The following is a 19,769-nucleotide window of genomic DNA, read 5'->3' on the forward strand; positions in this document are numbered from 1 at the left end:
ATACACTCACAAATACTGCAATTGGACCTGTGAAGGCAATGGCGTTGTAAGGACGTATTCCTACCAAACGGGCGATTTCGATCTGACGTAGGCAGAAACCAATCAGAGCGAATGCACCATGGAGAGCGGTGAATGACCACAATCCACCAATTTGACACCAACGAGCAAAGTCTCCTTGAGCCTCTGGACCCCAGAGGAAGAGTAGGGAATGTCCCATGCTGTTGGCGGGGCTGCTGACGGCTACGGTCAGGAAGTTACAGCCTTCTAGGTAAGAACTGGCTAACCCGTGGGTATACCAGGATGTGACAAATGTGGTTCCGGTTAACCATGCTCCAATGGCGAGGAATGCACATGGGAACAAGAGTATACCAGACCAGCCTACAAATACGAAGCGATCGCGTTTCAGCCAGTCATCCAGGACATCAAATGGTCCTCGTTGACTCTGCGGGCGTCCGACTGCTACAGTCATAACTAATTTTATATCCTCTTGCTTTTATTGACATACTCCCGACGTTGCGCTTACGCGACACTGCGGGGTTCTTCAACTCGCAAAGGAGTCGCTGTTTATACAGAGGTGATGTCCTCCCCCTGTTTTTTCTATGTTCCCCTTTGGGAGAGCACGGGACTTCCCGCTGTTTTTGTTAAAAAGTTTGCTTTCTTAAGCAAGTTAACATAAGTATATATAGGTTTAAGAAATTTTGCAATTATCTTCCTGAGTAGCTTGAATTTATTTAAGCTTTTCTTTAGATTTCAGATATAAAAAAAATTATAGAACCCATTTGGAATATTAGCCCACGTAAAAAATTTTAAAATTATACCATCTTTTAAGCTTTCTTCCCTCTTCCTTACCGAAAAATTTTGGCGATCAAGCCTCCCCTTTTAAGGGGATAAAAAGCGGTCGTTAGCGCAGCTTCCCGAAGGGTGGGATGGCGAGGTCTCCTCGCTGGCGTCCATGAGACCAAGAGAAAGAGAATATTTCAGATTTCAATCCCAATACTTTCCTAGGTGATGCTGCGCAAACAGCCTTAGGTACTGATAACTGATGACTGATAACTTAAATGGCCCTTCCAGACCCTGTACTCTCGACACTCCCCATCTTTCCCACACTCTCCACACTCCCCCTATATCTTTAAATATATCCCATAAGGGTTCTCTATTTATTTTGGGTCTAAAAAATTTTAAAATTGAGAATGGTATGTAAATATAGAAAGTTTATGACTACTCAAACTTTGATAGGCGATCGCTTACTGCGCAAGGAAATTATTGGGTCTCGTCGTCTCAGTAATTACTTCTGGGCTGTAATTGTTAGTATGGGAGGTATTGGTTTCCTCTTATCAGGGATATCTAGCTATCTCAAAGTTAATCTATTATTTGTTGCGGACCCTAGCCAACTGAGTTTTTTACCCCAGGGAATAGCTATGGGATTTTATGGTGTGCTTGGTACCCTTTATGGACTCTTTTTGTGGTTCAGTATTATTTGGGACGTTGGTGGTGGCTACAATGAGTATAATCAAGAGAAAGGCCAGGTGATAATTTTTCGCTGGGGATTTCCCGGTAAGAATCGTAAAGTAGAATTTACTTGTCCTACTGAAAATGTGCAATCTATTCAGGTAGATATTAAAGAAGGTCTCAATCCCCGTAGAGCTATATATCTTCGTCTCAAAGATAGTCGGAAAATACCTCTTACCCGTGTAGGTCAACCATTGGCCTTGTCAAAATTAGAAAATGAAGCGGCTCAACTGGCGAAGTTTCTTCAAGTCCCTTTGGAAGGCTTATAGCAGAAGGAAGAAGGAAGAAGGAAGAAGAAAGAAGGAACAGTCTTATTTTGTCTGAGTTTTAAACTTTTGAGATGTCCGCGCCCTTTCCTTCGACTGCTATATAATACCAACGATCAAACAAGAAATTGGAAAATGATGACTAAAATTAGCTATTTTCCCATCCTAGAAGCTACCTATCCCTATCATTTTTTTCCTTTATTTCTTCTTTCTTTACTCTTGTGGCATGACTAGACCGCACTTTGCATAAATTATTTAGATTTTAGACTTAACTTGGGATGATTCACAATTTCCAGATTACTATGGATAGGTACTCTTGCTCCCTTTGAAAGAGGGCAGGAAAAATCTATAAAATCAATATTGAATGTCTAAAGTCCACGATAATAATTTTAGTGAAAATGCAAAGAAAAATCAGCCAGTGGTTATTGTCATTAATCATAGTAGTAACTTTGTTGGTGACAGGATGTACTGCCACCTCTGTTCCTAATAAGGAAGTTTCGACCCTATCAAGTCAAACAACATTAGATGCTAAGTACAGCAGTTTACCTCAGCTCAAGGGTAAAGCAACAGTGGTGATGACTGTGAATTCCTCTCCTATAACTATAGAAGTAGACGGCATTAACGCACCTATTACAGCAGGTAACTTTATTGATTTAGTTCAAAAAGGAGTTTATGATGGGTTAGTATTTCACCGAGTAGTGCGTGAACCTCAACCTTTTGTGGTTCAGGGTGGCGACCCTCAAAGTAAAGACCTCAATATTCCCTTAAATAATTTAGGTACAGGAGGTTTTATAGATCCCACAACTTCTAGTGAACGTTACATTCCTCTGGAAATTAAACCTCAAGATGCTTCAGATCCAGTTTACAGTAACACTTTAGAAGAAGCTGGTATTGCGCAGCCACCTGTTTTACCTCATACAAGAGGAGCTGTAGCAATGGCTCGCTCTCAATTTCCTGACTCTGCTTCATCCCAATTTTATTTTACTTTAACTGACCTGCCATTCTTGAATGGTAACTATGCGGTATTTGGTTATGTGACACAAGGGATGAAAGAAGTTGTTGATAATATTGAAGCTGGCGATCGCATTGAGTCAGTTAAAATAGTTGAAGGTCTGGAAAACTTAACCATAAGCACTAGCAACGAATCATAACTTAACTGTGAAAGTTGTAGTTACGGGTATCGGTCTAACTTCTGCTTTGGGAAACCTTCATCAAAGTTGGGAAAAAATGCTGGAGGGTAAGTCTGCTATTAAGTTACATCAACCTTTTGCAGAATTACCTCCCTTACCTTTGGGTTTAATAAATTTTCAACCTGTTAATTTAACTCAGTTAACCAAGGAAGTCGTAGAAACTGCTGTCAAATCTTCAGGTTTAACACTGCCCCTACCTGAATGTGGTGTAGTCATCGGTTCTAGTCGTGGCTATCAAGGAATGCTGGAAAAATTGGCAAAAAAGCAGCTTATTGGAGATGGTCAGCAAAACGATCTGGAAAAAGATGACACTTCATTTATTAATTTGTTACCACATCAACCTGCTATTTTTGCTGCGAGTCAGATAGGTGCAAAGGGGACTGTTCTTGCTCCAATGGCTGCTTGTGCGACGGGAATATGGGCGATCGCTCGTGCCGTAGAGTTAATTGAAACTGGTCAATGTCAACAGGTAATTGCGGGTGCTGTAGAATCTCCCATTACACCTCTGAGTATAGCAGGATTTAGAAAAATGGGAGCTTTGGCTCAAACAGGTGCTTATCCTTTTGACCGCAGTCGGGAGGGGTTAGTGTTGGGGGAAGGAGCTGCTGTTTTTTTATTAGAGTCGGCTGAATTTGCACGGCAAAGATCGGCTAAAATTTACGGTCAAATCCGGGGTTTTGGTTTGACAAATGATGCCAGTCATGGTAATGCTCCAGACTTGAGTGGCAAAAGTGCAATGTTAGCGATCGCTCAATCTTTGGAAAGAAGCAGTTTATCTGCTGAAGATATTGACTATATTCATGCTCATGGAACGGCAACTCAATTAAATGATCGCCATGAAGCTAATTTAATTCAGCAAATTTTTCCCCAGGGAGTGGCAGTTAGTTCGACAAAGGGAGCGACGGGTCATACATTGGGAGCATCTGGAGCATTGGGTGCTGCATTTTGTTTGATGGTGATGGAACATCAGATTTTACCTCCCTGTGTGGGATTAAATGAGGCAGAATTTGATTTAGACTTGGTGAGGTATGCTCGTCATTCTCAGGTGGAAAATGTTTTATGTTTGAGTTTTGGGTTTGGGGGGCAGAATGCAGTGTTAGTTTTAGCTTCAGGAAATTAAATTTTCCAATCTGAGGAAGAACTAAAAAATTGTGAAGTAAGGGCGATCGCTTTTACTACTCTCGCTGAAATATTCGCTTTCTTTCAATTCAGGATTTTTCCGACAAATTATGTGCCATGAAAAGCCTATCTTTTGTGCTTTTTCAGAGGCATATCTTACCAAACTCACTACCGTATTATCAGCCAGATTAACTGTTCGACTAATGCCTCTTCAACTACTGCATCAACCATAGGCATTTGTTCAGGTTGAATTTTTCTACGATAGTAGAGCTTGTCAAAAGTATCGGTGTTTGCGCAGCATTCCGCAGGAAAAGTTTGTAGGCATTCAGGACAATAATATCGTTGACTTCAAATACTTGTCTTTCCATGATACCTGAGCTTTCTGATGTCTACACAGAGGACATTCCATGATGATTGAAAGTATTTAGCGGGACTTGAATATTTTTTAGGCTAAAAATGGCTTCAAACTCAATGATAACAACGTATTTTCCTTGCTCTGGCTAAAAATGGCTCTTTGCGTAGCATTCCGCAGGAAAACCTAGATAGATCAATCAATAGACTATTTTGACGTTAAAGCATTATACCAATTTAATAAATGTTTGCTACAAATAGCTAGGGTACTTTTTAGGAGTCAGGAGTCAGGAGTCAGGAGTCAGAATGAATTGCTTCAATACCATTTTTTAAGCCGTAAATCATCTTTTTTCTCAAAAGGACATCTCCTGCAAAATATTTTTATCGCCCTTACTATTCGTAACATTCTTTTTTCACGCTTGGTATTACATAGCAAGGGTTGAAAACTATTTTTAAGGCATTTTTTACTCAAGTCCCGCTAGGAACAATAATCATCTTATTATTCCCACACTTTCTTGATGCACTACCATTTCATTTTTCCTAGCTCTTTACTTGATGAATTTTGAAGGATTAAATTTGCGTTTGAGAGTTGAAACTGCACCTAGAGTACCAAGAGCGAGAAGACTTAAGATACTTGTGCTTTCTGGTACATCTACAGAAACCTCAATTTCTTTAATCCGAAAATCGTCGTTTCTATCGTCAGTATAGAAATCGAACACTAAACCCTTGGCAGGGAATAGAGCATTGGTTCCGTCACCATCAAAGTCAACACCACCACTGAAATCTACCTTGCGATCGCTTCCACCGGGAAATCCTGCTCCAGGAAAATTCCGGAGTGTGTCAGTTGCGAAAGTATCATTAATGTCTAAATCTATACCATCAATGCCAAGATCAAATTCGTCAACTCCTGCACCAGCATTACTGGCAGCTTCAAAGATAGTGGATAATAGAGTCACTTTTTTATTAAAAGTAAAACGCAGAAATTCGTTTGGACCAGAAGCATCTAGTTGACGTGAGTCACCAGGTTGTCCACTAAGGACACCAATACCAGGTCTATTTCCATTTCTTTGCGCGATCAGAGCAGAATTAATAACATTTAAAGGAGCATCTGCCGAAGCTCCACCAGAGTGAGTCCCCGCAGTAACTGTCAATTCTAAGCCATCACCTAGATCATAAAATAGTGAAGGCACATTTTGACGAGGCCCTGCAAAGTCTTGGTTTTTGATCAAGGTGATAGCATGAGAAGCTTCGCTAATGCTTAGACCTACAGCAACTACACTGCTTGCTATCAGACTTTTATGTAAGTTATTCATGGAAAACTCCTATTAATTTGTTCTGAATTAAGAATAGCGAATTCTATCAAAATAAAGCAAGAGTAAATCACCATCTTTACTGAATCTTTATCAAATCAAAGATACATGAAGATATAAGTTATTCAAATGCCCATAAAATCTAGTAAAATCGAGATAAATGATATTAAATTTTATTTTAAAAACAACATTAAATCATAGACTAAAAAACGGCGATTATTAATAAATAATAAGGCAGAGAATATCTAAATCATATATCAAAAAAGAGTGTGTTGTTGAACAGGATATAGTGCGTGCAAAAATTCTAATTTTCAACTAAATTTTGATCGAAAAAAATGATGCTAATTAATGATTCAAATATACAAAATCCCTTTAACGACGGAAATACGTTGGACTTATAATTAAAATTTATAGTAGATTTTCAAAAATTCTGAAGATTCATCTTTATTTAATCTTCACAAATTAAAAAATAGGTTGATATTAAGCCTGGGTTATCGTAGCTATGAGTAATATAAAAATTGGCGCTGCTGAGAGGCGGGATGAATCTTTTTTGAACAGGTAAATCTCATCCTTAATACTTCATACTTCTTTTTTGTCCAAGCATACAATTCATCCCACAAATATGCAACGCCTAAAAATTAATTAATATTTTCCCAGCATTCATCTGGAATTGATAATGATGTAATCGATGAGTTCTAGTAGACATCTCCAAAAATCAAAAATAAAATCAATTCTTATCCATAAATTATCAATTACTTCTCCCTGTTGCCAGATGAGCTGTTGCCTCTTTTCTGGAGATGTCTAGTAGAGTGCTTTAGAAACGTAACGCACCTTACAAGATATATGATAGCACTATATTCATGCTCATGGAATGGCAACTAAATTAAACGATCGCCACGAAGCTAATTTAATTCAGCAAATTTTTCCCCAGGGAGTGGCAGTTAGTTCGACAAGGGGAGTGACTGGTAACACATTGGGAGCATCTGGAGCATTGGGTGCTGCATTTTGTTTGTGGCGATCGAACATCAGATTTTACCTCCCTGTGTAGGATTAAATGAGGCAGAATTTGACTTAGACTTGGTTAGGTATGCTCGTCAGTCTCAGGTGAAAAATGTTTTATGTTTGAGTTTTGGGTTTGGGGGGCAGAATGCAGCTTTAGCGATCGCGTTGTCTTAGCGGTGGAAGGGAATTTTCTGTTTCATCCTCTTGAAAGAGGAGGCTTGATATTAACTGTCCGCCGTAACCCACCGAACATAAGGAATATTAAGGCATTCTAGCTGTCTTAATCTTTGCTTGTGTATTCACTCTTTTAAGAAGGCGGGGCTTGTAACTGTTGCCTAAAATCTGGTTTTATCTATAAAATATGGGATTATCTGTTTATGCTACTTGGATTCAAAACTGAACTGCACCCAAATAAGCAGCAAAAAACCTTACTTGCTAAACACGCTGGTATATCTCGTCACGCTTGGAATTGGGGATTATGGTTGACTAGAAACATCCTTAGTCACAATTCAAATAATCCTGACAGCAAACTTAAATTTCCTACTGCAATCGACCTGCATAAACTTTTAGTAGCAATGGTTAAACCTAATAAATATTGGTATTATGAAGTGTCTAAAACAGCCCCTCAGTATGCTTTGAGGTATTTATCGTTATCTTGGAAGCGTTGCTTTAACAAAATTTCTGGTCAACCTCAATTCAAGTAATTGGAGAAAAGCACAACTAAAAATAGCAAGACTACACAGTAAAATAGACAACATCAGAAAAGATACATTGCATAAACTAACTACTTATTTGGCTAAAAACCACAACCCACCCCCATCCTCTCCTGGGAGGGGAGCAACAGGGGTGGGTGAAGACCTTAATGTATCAGGAATGATGGCTAACCATAAGCTAGCTAAAGCTGTTGCTGACATGGGTTTTTATGAGTTTCGTAGACAGTTAGAATACAAATGTCGGTTGTACGGCTCTAAATTAATTATTGTAGATAGATGGTTTCCTAGTTCTAAAACCTGCAGTAGGTGTGGAACTGAATCGCGAGTCTCTGTTTTTATCAGAGCGTGTTTTTAATTGCGAACACTGCATAGCTGTGATTGCTCCGCAACGCTAGCGCGAACGAGACTTGATAAGATCGTTAAATTTAGCTATGGCGGGCAGTGAGAGCTACGCTCCGCGTTCCGCGTTTCGCCCTAGCGTTGCGCAGCAAACGCCGGTATCAGCTTGTGGACTGGATAACGCCGACGTTGCCAGGTTGAAGCAAGAATAGAACAGATTCTTTATAGATAATCATAGGTTTCTAAGAACGGATAATCGCGACTTAGTTTCGACACTCCACGGGATAAATCTGCGCGGATTCTTTAGATGATAGACTTTGACTATCCGGCTCTAAGAGGCTGCTTGTAAAATTTTGTTAAGTATAAATGCTCATTTATTCTGGAAGGATATAATAATAATAGCGGTGTATAGGAGCTTCCGGATTTAGAGCTATTAACTATTAAATTTTCATTTTCTGAATCCGTTAATCAGTCTAAAGTATAACTTTTTTGAACCTTAAACGACTCTATGCGTAAGTCCTGAACATTTTCAAAGAGGTACAGAGTTATAGGGTTTTCACCGAATAGGAAACAGTGATAATTGGGAAGAGAGAGACGCACTCAACTGGAGACAAGAGTAAAAGTATTTTGTTGATACTTTGTAAACGAGACATTTAGTCGCGGGAGGACATTCCGAGACTCGAAACGGACGTGGAGGGAAGCATCACCCTCCCCTATCCCCTCCCAGGAGCGGAACAAAAGGGGTGGGTGCAGCACCCGATGAGACGTCAACACTCTGAGGCAGCTCAGGCTCGGTAGAAATTTCTATGCCTTTGGGCTGCAGAGGATATCAATTGCTAAAAGTTTATTCTCCAAAAGGAGGAGTAAATATGGTTACTTCTTACTTTGATGTAGGATCGGCACCTGCCTATCACCCCTACAGCAATAGCATTTACCTCGATGATTATTACACTGATGATGTTTACACCTTCAGCGTTGACCAGACCAGCAGTATTAACTTGAATCTCCATAATATCACCGCTAATGATGATGCTGATTTGGAACTCTATGAGGACACAAATAATAATGGTGTGTTAGATGATACAGACCAATACCTTGCTGGTTCTTGGAACGGGGGAAACAGTGATGACAGCATTAACTATCAAGTTACTGCGGGTAACTACTTAGCCCAAGTATATCATTATGATCTTGGTAGCGATGGTTGGTTAAATTACGACCTAGACCTATCGGCCACTCCAATCTTTCCCTTCCCAGCAAATGACCCAGCACAGGCTCCTAACCTACTTCCAAGGGAGGTCGAGGTGGGTCATATTGCCCTGGGTAGCCTCGATTCGGAAACCATTACTCAATTTGGCTGGGTAGGCCACGATGATAATGACTTTTATACTGACTCTAATACTGCTGATACCTACCACTTCTCGGCAAGTGGTTCTAACGATGGGGTAGATATCAGTGTAGATCTGACAGGATTGAGTAGTGATGCGGACATCCGACTAATTCAGGATCATAACTGGAATCAAATAGTCGATCCAGGTGAGGTCATTGCTAGTTCTACTTTTGGTGGTTCCTCAAGTGAATCATTTAGCACATATGTAGACAACTTTGACCTCGCAAGCTACGATCACTTCGTCCAGGTTTATCAATACTATGGCAACACCAACTACGACCTCAACATGACCTTTGAATCAGTTATCGGATAACTTTATTAGAGAAATATCTGACAGTTGAGTGCTTGTCGCTGATTAACAGTAAGCGGTGCTAGTGATATAATAGTCAATAGCTCCGCTTCCTACCCCAAGTCTAAATATCTTAGAAGAATGCTGTCTCCTGTGACTTGTACCTGTCACTATCTTGCTAACCAGATAGTCTCAATCATTGGAGGTAAGCAGATATGACAACTTTACCACTCGGCGATCGCTCTCTAACCACTGAAGAAATAATTCCCCTGCTTGCGAGTTACAAGCTCATTCCCCAATTTATCTGCGAAAGCATTATTGACCGAGCAATTGCCCCTATTCGCTGTACACCGGAGGAGACAGCACAAGCTTGCCAGGAGTTTTATCGACATTGGGAGCTAACCTCAGAAGCCGAAAAGGAGGCGTGGCGGGAGCAATACGGCATGAGCCAAGAACAGTTAGAAGGGCTGGCAACGCGCAAGCTGAGAGTGGAAAAATTTAAACAAGCTACTTGGGGAAGTCAACTAGAACGTTACTTTCTCAAACGCAAAAGCCAGCTAGATAGCGTTATTTATTCCTTAATTCGGACTAAAAACGGAGGAATTGCCTACGAACTATATTTTCGCCTTGAAGAAGGAGAGCAATCCTTTGCCGAACTGGCTCGTGAATATTCCGAAGGTCCAGAAGCAGGGACTGGCGGACTGATGGGGCCAGTTGAGCTAGGCACTCTGCATCCAACTCTTGCTAATATTCTCTACAGTAGCCAAGCTCAAATCGGTGTAGTTCGGCCACCGATCCGCCTGGGAGAAGTGTATGTTATTATCCGCGTTGAAAAGTTGATTCCAGCGCAATTGAATAATTTTACCCGCCAGCGATTACTTCAGGAAAAGTTTGAAGCTTGGTTTCAACAACAGCTTAATCAACTCCCAGACCGAGACAAGATTTGGATGGGAGTTCCAGTAAATCGCCAGATTGAGGCGAGCAGCAATCTGGGGTATAGATCAAGATATGTAGGGTTTGCTGAAAAAGTCTTATGAGTGAGGGTAGGAGTCAGGAGTCAGGAGTCAGGAGAAATAGGAATTATAGAAGAGGTAGTCGGATATATTTGTCCCTTGATTTTTCCGCCCTTGTCTGCTCAAAATCCTCATATTTTGAACTTGAGCGACCGAAAAGCTGGCACTTTTTTCACTCCAAAAAAGCTAAAGCCTTTATCTGTAAATGCTTTGAGAGTTAATCAGCCAGCCCTATGTAGAAAATAGGACACGATGTAAAGCTCACGGGGTGACAAGAACCTCAAAACCATTGTGAGTTGAAGAAGGAGACAGGAGACAGGAGACAGGAGACAGGAGGAAAATTACATGGGGATTCGCTCCCCCAAGTAATTTTGAACACTCCAGTTGACGGTGGGGTATTAAACCCACAAAGAAAATGATAAGGGGTTATATCATGTCCGGTTGAACAGTTATAAATAAATAACTACGGAGTCCTCAGGAGTCAGTCGGACTGAGTCAGGAGGGAAGAAAGAATAACAGGAGAAGAAGGAGAAAGTTTTTTTATAACGAATTATCCGGACATGATATTATATCAAATTCGCTTGGCAACGGAAGTGTTATAAGAAACCGGGTTTATGGGAGATAGATGTCAGTGTAGTAGGGCATTTCATATAAACCCGGTTTCTGTGCTTTATTTATACCGATGCTACCGGATTTGGTATTAAAGGATATTTACTCTGTAAAAAATTGATGGTTTTTATAATAATGATAATCATCATTACTGAGGGTGTGAGTGAGCGAATATCTCCCACACCCCCTTTTAGAGGTGATTTTTATGTCAATTATTGATGATAGCCATAAGTCACAAAAGTACCTTTTGATAACCGGATTTGCTATTAGACATTCTGCACCTAGATCGACAAATAAATTTTTGCTCCTTGCTAGTTTAAGACGATTTAGAATTGAGGCAACGGGTCAGTTCAAGAAGTTGTTGATAAACTGATTCATGGGTATATTCATCATCGGGGTGAGGTGGCTGTCCCGGACGCTGAAAATAAGGTCGCTCATTATTCATTTCTCCCCACAGCATATCGACCTGACGTACTAACTCATGAAGAGTTGGGGGATTCTCCAAAATGGATTTCAATAATCCTAATAAAGCTTGCAATGGTGAATCTAGATGTTTACTAATTCGGGCTGTATCTTCATCAACCCACCTACATAGAACTGCTTCTAAAACTCCTGAGACATCCCGCAAATTCTGGCTAATCAAAGTATTGATTTCAGCCTTGACCTGCACCAGTTTAGGAACTGGAGATTCCCCTTTCATAAAAGAACCGCCTTCTTGACCAATAACATCAGCCAGGGTAAACTCCCGGCCTCTCAGCAGATCACGCCGTATATCTTCCTCTTCCAGTTGATTCTGAGGTTTTCCTTTTGGGTGAGATTGTTCGGAGTTGGAGGAGTCTGAAATCATTACTCGCTTAATTAAGACTAAATTCTAAATTCTAATTCAGGGATTTTCCTTAATTTTAATGAGCGATCGGTAGTAACGGAACCAAATTGTAAGCTTTCTTATTAATATTTAAAATAAATAAATAATATTTATGTTTGTTTTCTTACTTTGGGTACAGGTTTGAAAAAAGAATGTTACAAATAATCAGGGGAATTAAAATGATTAAATCAGATTTATCTTTGATTAAAAAAGGATATTCAAGGCAATAAATGAGATTTAAACTATTTATCTTTGATGTCTATTAATAAACAGCAAAATCAGTAATTTTACGTCGCTCAGGTGTTTTGAAACCAAGTACAATTTGCTGATGAGATATACCTAAATTAACAAATTCATTGGCGACACCTTCTTCTGTGCCATCTTGTTGTATCCAAATTTTTTGGTTGATAATGTCAAGATGAATTAGAGTTCCATAAATTCGTCTACTATTTTGCCAACCTATTTCTATTAGTAAGTAATGATTTCGAGTCTCATCTATGACTAATTGAATTTGAGTTTCCGGGTCATTTCCAATATATTCAATATAGTCTTGTAAAACCTTAATAATTGCTTGCTTGAGTTCAATATTTAGGGTATCCATTTGACAATTACCTCTTTAGTGGGATTAAAGCTAACAAGACGTAATATTCGATCTTCTATTAATATTATTCCAGCTTCTTCTTCAAACACTGATTGACGTATTTCTTCAGAAACAGCTAAGTATAATTTTCGCTCAGGTTCGTAACGATTTAAAATATGTTCATACAATACAAATTGACCAATAGCTTGTTCTAAATCTTTCATTTCTGAAGCACTCCGAAAGCTTTTGACTTCAATAGCAATTTTTTCTAGTCCTTTTTCTGCCGCAATTAGACGTTCTGCACCTAGATCAACAAATAAATTTTTCCTCCTTGTAAGTTTAAGAAGATATGAATCCTCAGTGATTCTCCATCCGTCTTTTTGAATAGCAGATTTGACAGTATTATGATAATAATCGCGGGCTGGCATTATGACTATTTTCCTTACTGGACTAATCCGTACATCCGTGGCCAAATCTGTGTCTGCAAATGCAATCTAAAATTCAAACCTTACCGAAAGAAGTTGTCAATTTAATTGCCGCTGGAGAAGTGATTGATTCTTTGGCGGCAGTAGTACGAGAATTAGTAGAAAATTCTCTGGATGCTGGTGCAACTCGCATTATAATTTCTATCATTTCTGAACAGTGGCGAGTGCAAATTTCTGACAATGGTATGGGTATGAATTTAGCTAATTTAAAACAAGCAGCTAATCCTCATAGTACGAGCAAAATTACTAATTTTCAAGACCTAACAAAAATTACCAGTTTGGGATTTCGTGGAGAAGCACTTCATAGTTTAGCTAATCTCTCAACTTTGGAAATATTAAGTCGTCCTAAGTCGCCTCTTTTCGAGAATGAAAATGAAGGTTGGCGAGTTGTTTATAATGAGCAAGGAAAGGCTGTTGAAGTTGAAAGAGTTGCTGTTGCTCCTGGTACTATTGTTAAGGTTTCTAATCTTTTTGGAAAATGGCCTGTACGTCGTCAAGGAATGCCTTCTTCGGCACAACAAATGCGAGGTATACAATTAGTTATTCAGCAAATAGCGCTTTGTTATCCTGATGTTACTTGGCAAGTTTGGCAGGGTAGTAAATTATGGATACAAATTAGTCCTGGCGCTACGGCAAAACAAATCTTACCTCAAATTTTATCAACAGTAAGATTGAGTGATTTGCAATATATTCAACAAGAAATTGATGAGCAAGAAGCAGAAGAATTAAATCTCAAAACATCAAATTTTTCCCAATATCAAGATTCTCAATTTTTGGATAGACAATCATTAGAATTAGTCTTAGGTTTACCTGATAGATGTCATCGGAGACGACCTGATTGGGTGAAAGTTGCTATTAATGGGAGGGTAGTAAAAGTGCCAGAATTAGAACAAAAAATTATTAGTTCTTTGGCGCGGACTTGCCCTCGCGATCGCTATCCTATATGTTTTATTCATTTCCAAATTTTTCCTCATCAAATAAATTGGAATCGTCATCCGGCAAAAACAGAAGTTTATCTTCATAATCTCAGTTTTTGGCAACAACAAATTGAGCTAGTAATTGCTAAGGCATTACAATTTAATATGGAAGTAATGCCAGAATTTCCTTTGTCAGAAAGAGTGGAAAAAATATTAAAAGTATCTGAAAATACAGGGAATTATCAAACTCGTCGGTCGATACAAGTTTCTCCAGATAATACAGCAGAAAAAAATCAAGAATTTGGATTGATAGAACTTAAGGCGATCGCTCAATTACACAATACTTATATAGTAGCTGAACATCCGAGTGGTATTTGGTTGATTGAGCAACATATTGCCCATGAAAGAGTTTTATATGAAAAATTATGTGATGCTTGGGAAATAATTTCTTTAGAGCCACCAATTATTTTGCATAATTTATCTTCTAGTCAAATAGAACAACTTCAACGCTTAAATATAGAAGTAGAAATTTTTGGATATTTCCTTTGGGCAGCTCGTACTGCTCCAGCAATTTTAGCTAAAAGAAATGACTGTGCTGAAGCTTTAATTGAACTGAGTAAAGGTGGTGATTTAGAATCTGCTAAAGTAGCTACTTCTTGTCGAAGTGCTATTAGAAATGGAACTCCTTTAAGTCTGTCAGAAATGCAAAATTTATTAAATCAATGGCGACTTACTCGTAACCCTCGTACTTGTCCTCATGGCAGACCAATTTATTTATCTTTAGAAGAATCAGCTTTAGCTCGTTTCTTTAGACGAAATTGGGTAATTGGAAAAAGTCATGGTATTTGAAGGAAGAAGGTGGTAGGTGGTAGGTGTTAGATAAATAATATTATGTTCTGTTGAATAGTTATAAATAACAAAACAGAATTCAGGTAGGATATCTATCAGATTGGTGAGTTCCAGTATTTACCTCCAAAAGGTATAAATTATAAATTGCCAAGGATTTCATATATTTTGAGAACATTGATATTATTCCACTCCCTAGAATAACTTTTAGGCGCTTTGTCAGCTATTAGGTGGTAGCTTTTAGGTTTTAGGTAAGTAATACTATGTTCTATTGAATACTTATAAATAACAAGGCAGAACTCAGGTAGTATATCTGTCATATTGGCGAGTTATATCAAGTCTCATTAATTAGCCATAATAAAAATGTTTTCTATGATAAATTTTTCCCTGTTACCTGTTCCCTGTTCCCTGTTCCCTAAAATTTTTATTGTGGGCATTTAAAGATACATGATATTACAGTATTTACATCCAAAAGGGTTTTATACATTTTGAGAACATTGATATTATTCCACTCCATAGACTGACTTTTAGACACTTTATTACTTATTAGGTTTTAGGTAAGTAATACCATTTCTCAAAAACTTTTCTACACTTTGTTGAGCAGGGGAGTATGGTAATGGGGTAGTGGGGGGAGAATCAAACATAAGAATAATTAACATTAACTTAGCTGAAATTAGCAAAAAAGTGATTTTACTTGTGCTGATTAGTTGACAACTGAAGTATTGCTATACTTGGGCAATACTTTTGGGAATTGGTATAATACCAAGCGTGAAAAAAGGGGGTTGCACATTATGGAATGATACTGCCAAAAAGAGGTTTAGACTTTGACTAAAAAAACCTAATATTAATTGTTCTAGCAATTATCAAATTCAAAATCAAATTCAATCAAAAATCTCAAATCATTCGCCACTGTGCAACGCCGAAAAAAGAATGTTACGAATAATCAGGGCAATTAAAATACTTTATAGGAGATGTCTCTTGGAGGAAAAAGATAAGTTCAGACCTAAAAATTGCTATTAAAGCTATTCATTCTGACTCAGTCAGACTGACTTCTCCTCCACGGGAGGGGTTAGGGGTGGGTTGACTCCTAAGAAATATCCTAGCTATTTGTAGCAAAAATTTATCAATTTTGTATAAGTAGGTAGGTCTAATTAAACGTAAAAAAATTGTAGGGGCAGGTTTAACCGAAAGCTTTGACTTCAGCGCGATCTAATTCTAAAAACCCGCCCTCTAATATTGCTTTTATTTATGCTCATCTACTTAATATCATCTTCTGTTGAATAGTTATAAATAACAAGGCAGAACTCAGGCAAGATATCTGTCAGATTGGTGAGTTACAGTATTTACCTCAAAAAGGTATAAATTATAAATTGCTAAGGATTTCATACATTTTTAGAACATTGATATTATTCCACTCCCTAGACTGACTTTTAGGCACTTTGTCACCTATAAAGTTTGTCCCATTAGGTAAACTTTCTCATTTACCGAATAATTAAATTTTAAAGCCTTTCCTTTAAAGAGGAAAAAATCAAAAATTTTCCTTTTAGTTAATCCTTTTCTTTTCAGAAGGTATCTATAAAATAAATCTTCAGGGATGTTAAAAAATTGCTTCTAGTGGGTTACGGCTAATCATAGCGACAACTATGAAGTTTAACTATTAATCTGCGCCTAACCCACCCTACACCAGAATTTAATATTTTATTTACAGATACCCTCTCAAGGAGAGGTAATTGTTAATTGTTAAAAACTGCAAAACTACCACCTAATACTTAATATTTTAAAGATGAATTATTCCCAATATCGACAGTTATTTTATTCAGAAATTAATCAACCTGATGAAAAAATAGATTTAGCTAAAGCTGCTCTTTATTTAGCTTTAGAATATGAACCAGAATTTGACCCTGATGAATATCTGAATGCTCTGGATACCATGGCAGATGAAGTTCGAGAAAAACTACCAGAAACGCTTTACCCTCTACAAATTATTAAAAGTATTAATAACTATCTCTATGATGATTTAGGCTTTGCTGGAAATACAATTGACTATTACGATCCACAGAATAGTTTTCTGAATCAAGTAATAGAAAGACGCACTGGTATTCCAATTACTTTATCCCTAGTTTATCTAGAAATTGCCAAGAGAATTAATTTTCCGATGGTTGGTATTGGAATGCCAGGACATTTTTTAATTCGACCTGATTTTGAAGAAGCTGGCATATATGTAGATGCTTTTGATCGAGGTGAAATTCTTTTTCCTCAAGATTGTCAAGAAAGATTGGCCAGGATTTATGGTCGAGCGGTAGAGCTACAACCTCAGTTTTTGGCAAAGGTAAGTAAAAAACAATTTTTAGCACGAATGTTGACAAATCTTAAAGGAATTTATTTGAACCGAAATGAGGGGTTAAAAGCTATTGCAGCTATCGACCGGATTTTATTATTATTTCCTGATGCAATTGTAGAAAAGCGAGACCGAGGCGTATTATATTATCAGTTAAATTTTTGGGCAGAAGCTCGTCAAGATTTAGAGAGTTATCTAGTAAATCTTCCCCAAGCAGAGGATGCAGATATAATTAGACAATTACTGGCTAGTATGAGTCAAGATTTATAACTGAATATGACAGATTTGGGGAACCCCATCTCTCATCTTTCAGACCTTATATACAAGAGTGAAAATACATTGAACAAATGTAATTATTAATTTTTGAGGAATAGTAGAATGAAAAATATTTTTAATTCAGGGCAGTGGAACAATAAATCCAAAAAGTTTGGTGATTTTAGGCAAGGAATATCAAATTTTTTCTACCTTTTTTTTGCCGGATTTTTGGCAATTATTAGTAGTGTTTTAATCTTTACTGCTCAACCAGCAGATGCTATAGATGAAATTAAAATTACCTATGACGGTTTGAATATACCCATAGCTATTGCCGATCTAGTAACTTTTGCTGAGACAGGAGAACAGTCTGAGCAATTAAAGTCACTGTTTTTAACTGCAAATGCTACTCAGGAAAATATTGATACAGTTCGGGAAATTTTAAATTATAAATTAGAGGTTGAAGCTGATTTTGTAAATACATTATTAGAATCGCGTTATGGCAAACTTGGTGTAGAACAATTTAGTCGTTATTTTTCTCCAGATAGTAATGTATCTCAAGTAACTAACGATATTATTGATACAGTTAATCGAATGATTAGTGATGGAGAAATATCATTTTTAGAAATGGTGCAAGAGTTTAAATGGACAGATAAAATTTTGATTGATGCTAAAGGTATTGAAACATTTTTTGTAGAGACTATTGATGTTGCAAAAAGAGGACTAGATTTTCTAAAGGCCCAGCCACAGGTACAAAAATTATTCTGTGAGTAGTCTACAGGTCAGGAAGGTAAAAGAAGCAAGAAAGAAGAAGGTTAATTCTCAATTATTTCAGCTAAAATTAATATTTTTTACTGAATAATTAAGGTTGAAAACCTCTTCTTTTAAGAAGGTAGAAGGCAGAAATAAAAATTTTCGTTGTCTGAGTTTTAAGTTTTTGATATGTCAAATACAGTCATGGTGACTACTATAATTATTAATTGTTGAAAACCAATTTGTTGTCATAAATTTTGATAAATTTAACCCGAGTGCTGCGCAGAAAGTAAGAAGATAAAATTGAAAATAAGGAGTTTACCTCACGGGGTGACAAGCACTTCCAAACTATTTTTTGTAAGGATTTCAAGGGTATCCACTCTGTCAAAAATTGAGGTTTTTTATAGGAGTGGGATCATCATTATTAGTGAGGGTGTGGGTTCGCGATATAGCTGCCGCTAGGCTCCGCCAACGCGAACCCACACCACAAATTACATTGATTCATTGTTCAATCAAATGTATCTTAGAACATTTATGTAAGTCAATTGAAAAATGTTTAATCATCAGATGAAAGGTAAGACGTTGAGTATAAATAGTTAGGGTTTGCGTATGGAAAGTCTTATGGGTGAGGGTAGGAGACAGGAGACAGGAGACAGGAGACAGGAGAAATGGATCGGGGGCGTTGCACAGCGACGAATGATTTGAGATTTTTGATTGAATTGGATTGTGGATTAATCAATTGCTAGAATGATTAATTAATGGTTTTTTTTAGTCAAAGTCTAAACTAATTTTTGGCAATATCATTCCATAATGTGCAACCCCGGATCGGGAGCGAGGAAGTAGGAGCGGGCGTTTTGTAAGAATGATTTTTCTGCCCAACTATGCGCCTAAAATACGCTCCATGCATGAGCGTGAAGAGCTGAAAACCAAGGTATTACAGACCCAAAAAAGGCTAAAACCTTTATCTGTAAATACTTTTAGATTTAATCAGCAAGCCCTAGTTAAATATTATCTAAGATTGACAGAGCTTTTAATCCCCTGTGATTATCAGACTTTTTTTGAGGATTCAGGTTAATTATCTGTTAACAATTTAGGTTTCCCGCTCCGTTTATACGCCTCGTCTCACCGTTAAATCTCGCGATTATAACTGGAGTCCTCTTTCAACATTTATGATAGTATTGTTCTTCTGCTACTCTCTTCAAACGTCGCAGTTGAGCTTCCATATCTGCTTTTGTCCATGAGGCAGCAAACTTATTAAAACCGAATTGAATTACAGGATTCGGTATCTCAAATTCAAAACGATTTAATAAACAAGTACCTTCAGCTTCTGGTTGACATTCCCAGCGATCTCGACCTCGAAAAAAACCCTTAAACTCCCAGACAATTAAACCAGGTTCTCGTTCTACCACAACACTATCTAAAGATGGATATAAAAAGGGAATATTTATGATAAATCTACTACGACTTCCCACAAATGTATCCCATTTGCCCACAGGTTCACAACGTAACATTGGATTTAACCACTTGTGCATGAGAATGTTATTAGTAATACAATCCTCTACAATAGTGGCACTGGCACGAATTAAAATAAATTGCTGAAAAACTTGACTAAATGACATAGTTACCTTCAAGCTAT

General features: G+C 37.8%; 17 protein-coding genes and 2 pseudogenes. 13 read left to right on the top strand and 6 right to left on the bottom strand.

Going from position 1 to position 19,769, the window contains the following annotated elements; genetic code table 11:
- A pseudogene (locus F6K18_RS21965) lies at positions 1-469 on the bottom strand (photosystem II D2 protein (photosystem q(a) protein)); the annotation flags it as partial.
- Positions 470-1,214: 745 nt separating this feature from the next.
- Between F6K18_RS21965 and F6K18_RS21970 the strand changes: the two are divergent.
- The 3 genes from F6K18_RS21970 to F6K18_RS21980 all read left to right on the top strand — a co-directional run bounded on the left by F6K18_RS21970 (position 1,215) and on the right by F6K18_RS21980 (position 4,085).
- Entirely contained in the window at positions 1,215-1,778 is a 564-nt protein-coding gene (locus F6K18_RS21970; RefSeq protein ID WP_287524047.1) for a photosystem I assembly protein Ycf4, read from the top strand.
- 395 nt (positions 1,779-2,173) lie between these two features.
- Positions 2,174-2,926 (top strand): peptidylprolyl isomerase, encoded by a 753-nt coding sequence (locus F6K18_RS21975; RefSeq protein WP_287524050.1) that lies wholly within the window; start codon positions 2,174-2,176, stop codon positions 2,924-2,926.
- Positions 2,927-2,933: 7 nt separating this feature from the next.
- A complete protein-coding gene (locus F6K18_RS21980; protein WP_287524053.1) occupies positions 2,934-4,085 on the top strand; it encodes a beta-ketoacyl-ACP synthase in 1,152 nt (383 codons plus the stop codon).
- 898 nt (positions 4,086-4,983) lie between these two features.
- Here F6K18_RS21980 and F6K18_RS21985 read toward each other — a convergent pair.
- Positions 4,984-5,748 (bottom strand): PEP-CTERM sorting domain-containing protein, encoded by a 765-nt coding sequence (locus tag F6K18_RS21985; protein ID WP_287524055.1) that lies wholly within the window; start codon positions 5,746-5,748, stop codon positions 4,984-4,986.
- A gap of 850 nt (positions 5,749-6,598) precedes the next feature.
- Here F6K18_RS21985 and F6K18_RS21990 point away from each other — a divergent pair.
- The 7 genes and pseudogenes from F6K18_RS21990 to F6K18_RS22020 form a co-directional block, all read left to right on the top strand.
- A pseudogene (locus F6K18_RS21990) lies at positions 6,599-6,921 on the top strand (beta-ketoacyl-ACP synthase); the annotation flags it as partial.
- Positions 6,922-7,124: 203 nt separating this feature from the next.
- On the top strand, positions 7,125-7,451 hold the full coding sequence (locus F6K18_RS21995; protein ID WP_287524058.1) for a helix-turn-helix domain-containing protein: 327 nt from the start codon (positions 7,125-7,127) through the stop codon (positions 7,449-7,451).
- Positions 7,452-7,494: 43 nt separating this feature from the next.
- Entirely contained in the window at positions 7,495-7,815 is a 321-nt protein-coding gene (locus tag F6K18_RS22000) for a zinc ribbon domain-containing protein (RefSeq protein ID WP_287524166.1), read from the top strand.
- A 790-nt stretch (positions 7,816-8,605) separates the two neighbouring features.
- Complete coding sequence (locus F6K18_RS22005; RefSeq protein ID WP_287524061.1) at positions 8,606-9,499, top strand: pre-peptidase C-terminal domain-containing protein; 894 nt, start codon at positions 8,606-8,608, stop codon at positions 9,497-9,499.
- Between the two features lie 191 nt (positions 9,500-9,690).
- Positions 9,691-10,512 carry a peptidylprolyl isomerase gene (locus F6K18_RS22010; RefSeq protein ID WP_287524064.1) on the top strand — a complete coding sequence of 274 codons (822 nt, stop codon included), beginning with the start codon at positions 9,691-9,693 and terminating at the stop codon, positions 10,510-10,512.
- On the top strand, positions 10,513-10,734 hold the full coding sequence (locus tag F6K18_RS22015; protein WP_287524067.1) for a hypothetical protein: 222 nt from the start codon (positions 10,513-10,515) through the stop codon (positions 10,732-10,734).
- 50 nt (positions 10,735-10,784) lie between these two features.
- Positions 10,785-10,907, top strand: a complete 123-nt coding sequence (locus F6K18_RS22020; RefSeq protein WP_275670435.1) for a hypothetical protein — start codon at positions 10,785-10,787, stop codon at positions 10,905-10,907.
- Positions 10,908-11,413: 506 nt separating this feature from the next.
- Here F6K18_RS22020 and F6K18_RS22025 read toward each other — a convergent pair.
- The 3 genes from F6K18_RS22025 to F6K18_RS22035 form a co-directional block, all read right to left on the bottom strand.
- Positions 11,414-11,944, bottom strand: a complete 531-nt coding sequence (locus F6K18_RS22025; protein ID WP_287524070.1) for a hypothetical protein — start codon at positions 11,942-11,944, stop codon at positions 11,414-11,416.
- Positions 11,945-12,224: 280 nt separating this feature from the next.
- Positions 12,225-12,563, bottom strand: coding sequence for a XisI protein (locus tag F6K18_RS22030; RefSeq protein WP_287524073.1), 339 nt, complete (start codon positions 12,561-12,563; stop codon positions 12,225-12,227).
- The gene (locus F6K18_RS22035; protein ID WP_287524075.1) at positions 12,551-12,970 is read right to left on the bottom strand and encodes a XisH family protein; all 420 of its coding nucleotides are present in this window, start codon (positions 12,968-12,970) and stop codon (positions 12,551-12,553) included. Before F6K18_RS22035 ends, F6K18_RS22030 begins: the two co-directional genes overlap by 13 nt.
- 59 nt (positions 12,971-13,029) lie before the next feature.
- On the opposite strand from F6K18_RS22035, the gene mutL reads away from it, so the two are divergent.
- From mutL to F6K18_RS22050, 3 genes are all read left to right on the top strand, one after another.
- Positions 13,030-14,793, top strand: a complete 1,764-nt coding sequence (mutL, locus tag F6K18_RS22040; protein WP_287524078.1) for a DNA mismatch repair endonuclease MutL — start codon at positions 13,030-13,032, stop codon at positions 14,791-14,793.
- A gap of 1,780 nt (positions 14,794-16,573) precedes the next feature.
- Entirely contained in the window at positions 16,574-17,398 is an 825-nt protein-coding gene (locus tag F6K18_RS22045; protein ID WP_287524081.1) for a transglutaminase-like domain-containing protein, read from the top strand.
- A 108-nt stretch (positions 17,399-17,506) separates the two neighbouring features.
- Positions 17,507-18,154 carry an alpha/beta hydrolase gene (locus tag F6K18_RS22050; RefSeq protein ID WP_287524084.1) on the top strand — a complete coding sequence of 216 codons (648 nt, stop codon included), beginning with the start codon at positions 17,507-17,509 and terminating at the stop codon, positions 18,152-18,154.
- 1,139 nt (positions 18,155-19,293) lie between these two features.
- On the opposite strand, the gene F6K18_RS22055 is transcribed toward F6K18_RS22050, so the two are convergent.
- Positions 19,294-19,752 carry an SRPBCC family protein gene (locus F6K18_RS22055; RefSeq protein WP_287524087.1) on the bottom strand — a complete coding sequence of 153 codons (459 nt, stop codon included), beginning with the start codon at positions 19,750-19,752 and terminating at the stop codon, positions 19,294-19,296.
- Positions 19,753-19,769 lie beyond the last annotated feature (17 nt).

It is taken from the genome of Okeania sp. SIO2C2 (genome assembly GCF_010692625.1).
GTDB classification, from domain to species: Bacteria; Cyanobacteriota; Cyanobacteriia; order Cyanobacteriales; family Microcoleaceae; genus Okeania; species Okeania hirsuta.

What these genes read in the sequence shown, in the direction of transcription:
- F6K18_RS21970 (WP_287524047.1), top strand. Translation starts at nt 1,215, where the DNA reads ATGACTACTCAAACTTTGATAGGCGATCGCTTACTGCGCAAGGAAATT.
- F6K18_RS21975 (WP_287524050.1), top strand. Translation starts at nt 2,174, where the DNA reads ATGCAAAGAAAAATCAGCCAGTGGTTATTGTCATTAATCATAGTAGTA.
- F6K18_RS21985 (WP_287524055.1), bottom strand. Translation starts at nt 5,748, where the DNA reads ATGAATAACTTACATAAAAGTCTGATAGCAAGCAGTGTAGTTGCTGTA.
- F6K18_RS21995 (WP_287524058.1), top strand. Translation starts at nt 7,125, where the DNA reads ATGCTACTTGGATTCAAAACTGAACTGCACCCAAATAAGCAGCAAAAA.
- F6K18_RS22005 (WP_287524061.1), top strand. Translation starts at nt 8,606, where the DNA reads ATGCCTTTGGGCTGCAGAGGATATCAATTGCTAAAAGTTTATTCTCCA.
- F6K18_RS22010 (WP_287524064.1), top strand. Translation starts at nt 9,691, where the DNA reads ATGACAACTTTACCACTCGGCGATCGCTCTCTAACCACTGAAGAAATA.
- F6K18_RS22025 (WP_287524070.1), bottom strand. Translation starts at nt 11,944, where the DNA reads ATGATTTCAGACTCCTCCAACTCCGAACAATCTCACCCAAAAGGAAAA.
- F6K18_RS22030 (WP_287524073.1), bottom strand. Translation starts at nt 12,563, where the DNA reads ATGGATACCCTAAATATTGAACTCAAGCAAGCAATTATTAAGGTTTTA.
- F6K18_RS22035 (WP_287524075.1), bottom strand. Translation starts at nt 12,970, where the DNA reads ATGCCAGCCCGCGATTATTATCATAATACTGTCAAATCTGCTATTCAA.
- mutL (WP_287524078.1), top strand. Translation starts at nt 13,030, where the DNA reads ATGCAATCTAAAATTCAAACCTTACCGAAAGAAGTTGTCAATTTAATT.
- F6K18_RS22045 (WP_287524081.1), top strand. Translation starts at nt 16,574, where the DNA reads ATGAATTATTCCCAATATCGACAGTTATTTTATTCAGAAATTAATCAA.
- F6K18_RS22050 (WP_287524084.1), top strand. Translation starts at nt 17,507, where the DNA reads ATGAAAAATATTTTTAATTCAGGGCAGTGGAACAATAAATCCAAAAAG.
- F6K18_RS22055 (WP_287524087.1), bottom strand. Translation starts at nt 19,752, where the DNA reads ATGTCATTTAGTCAAGTTTTTCAGCAATTTATTTTAATTCGTGCCAGT.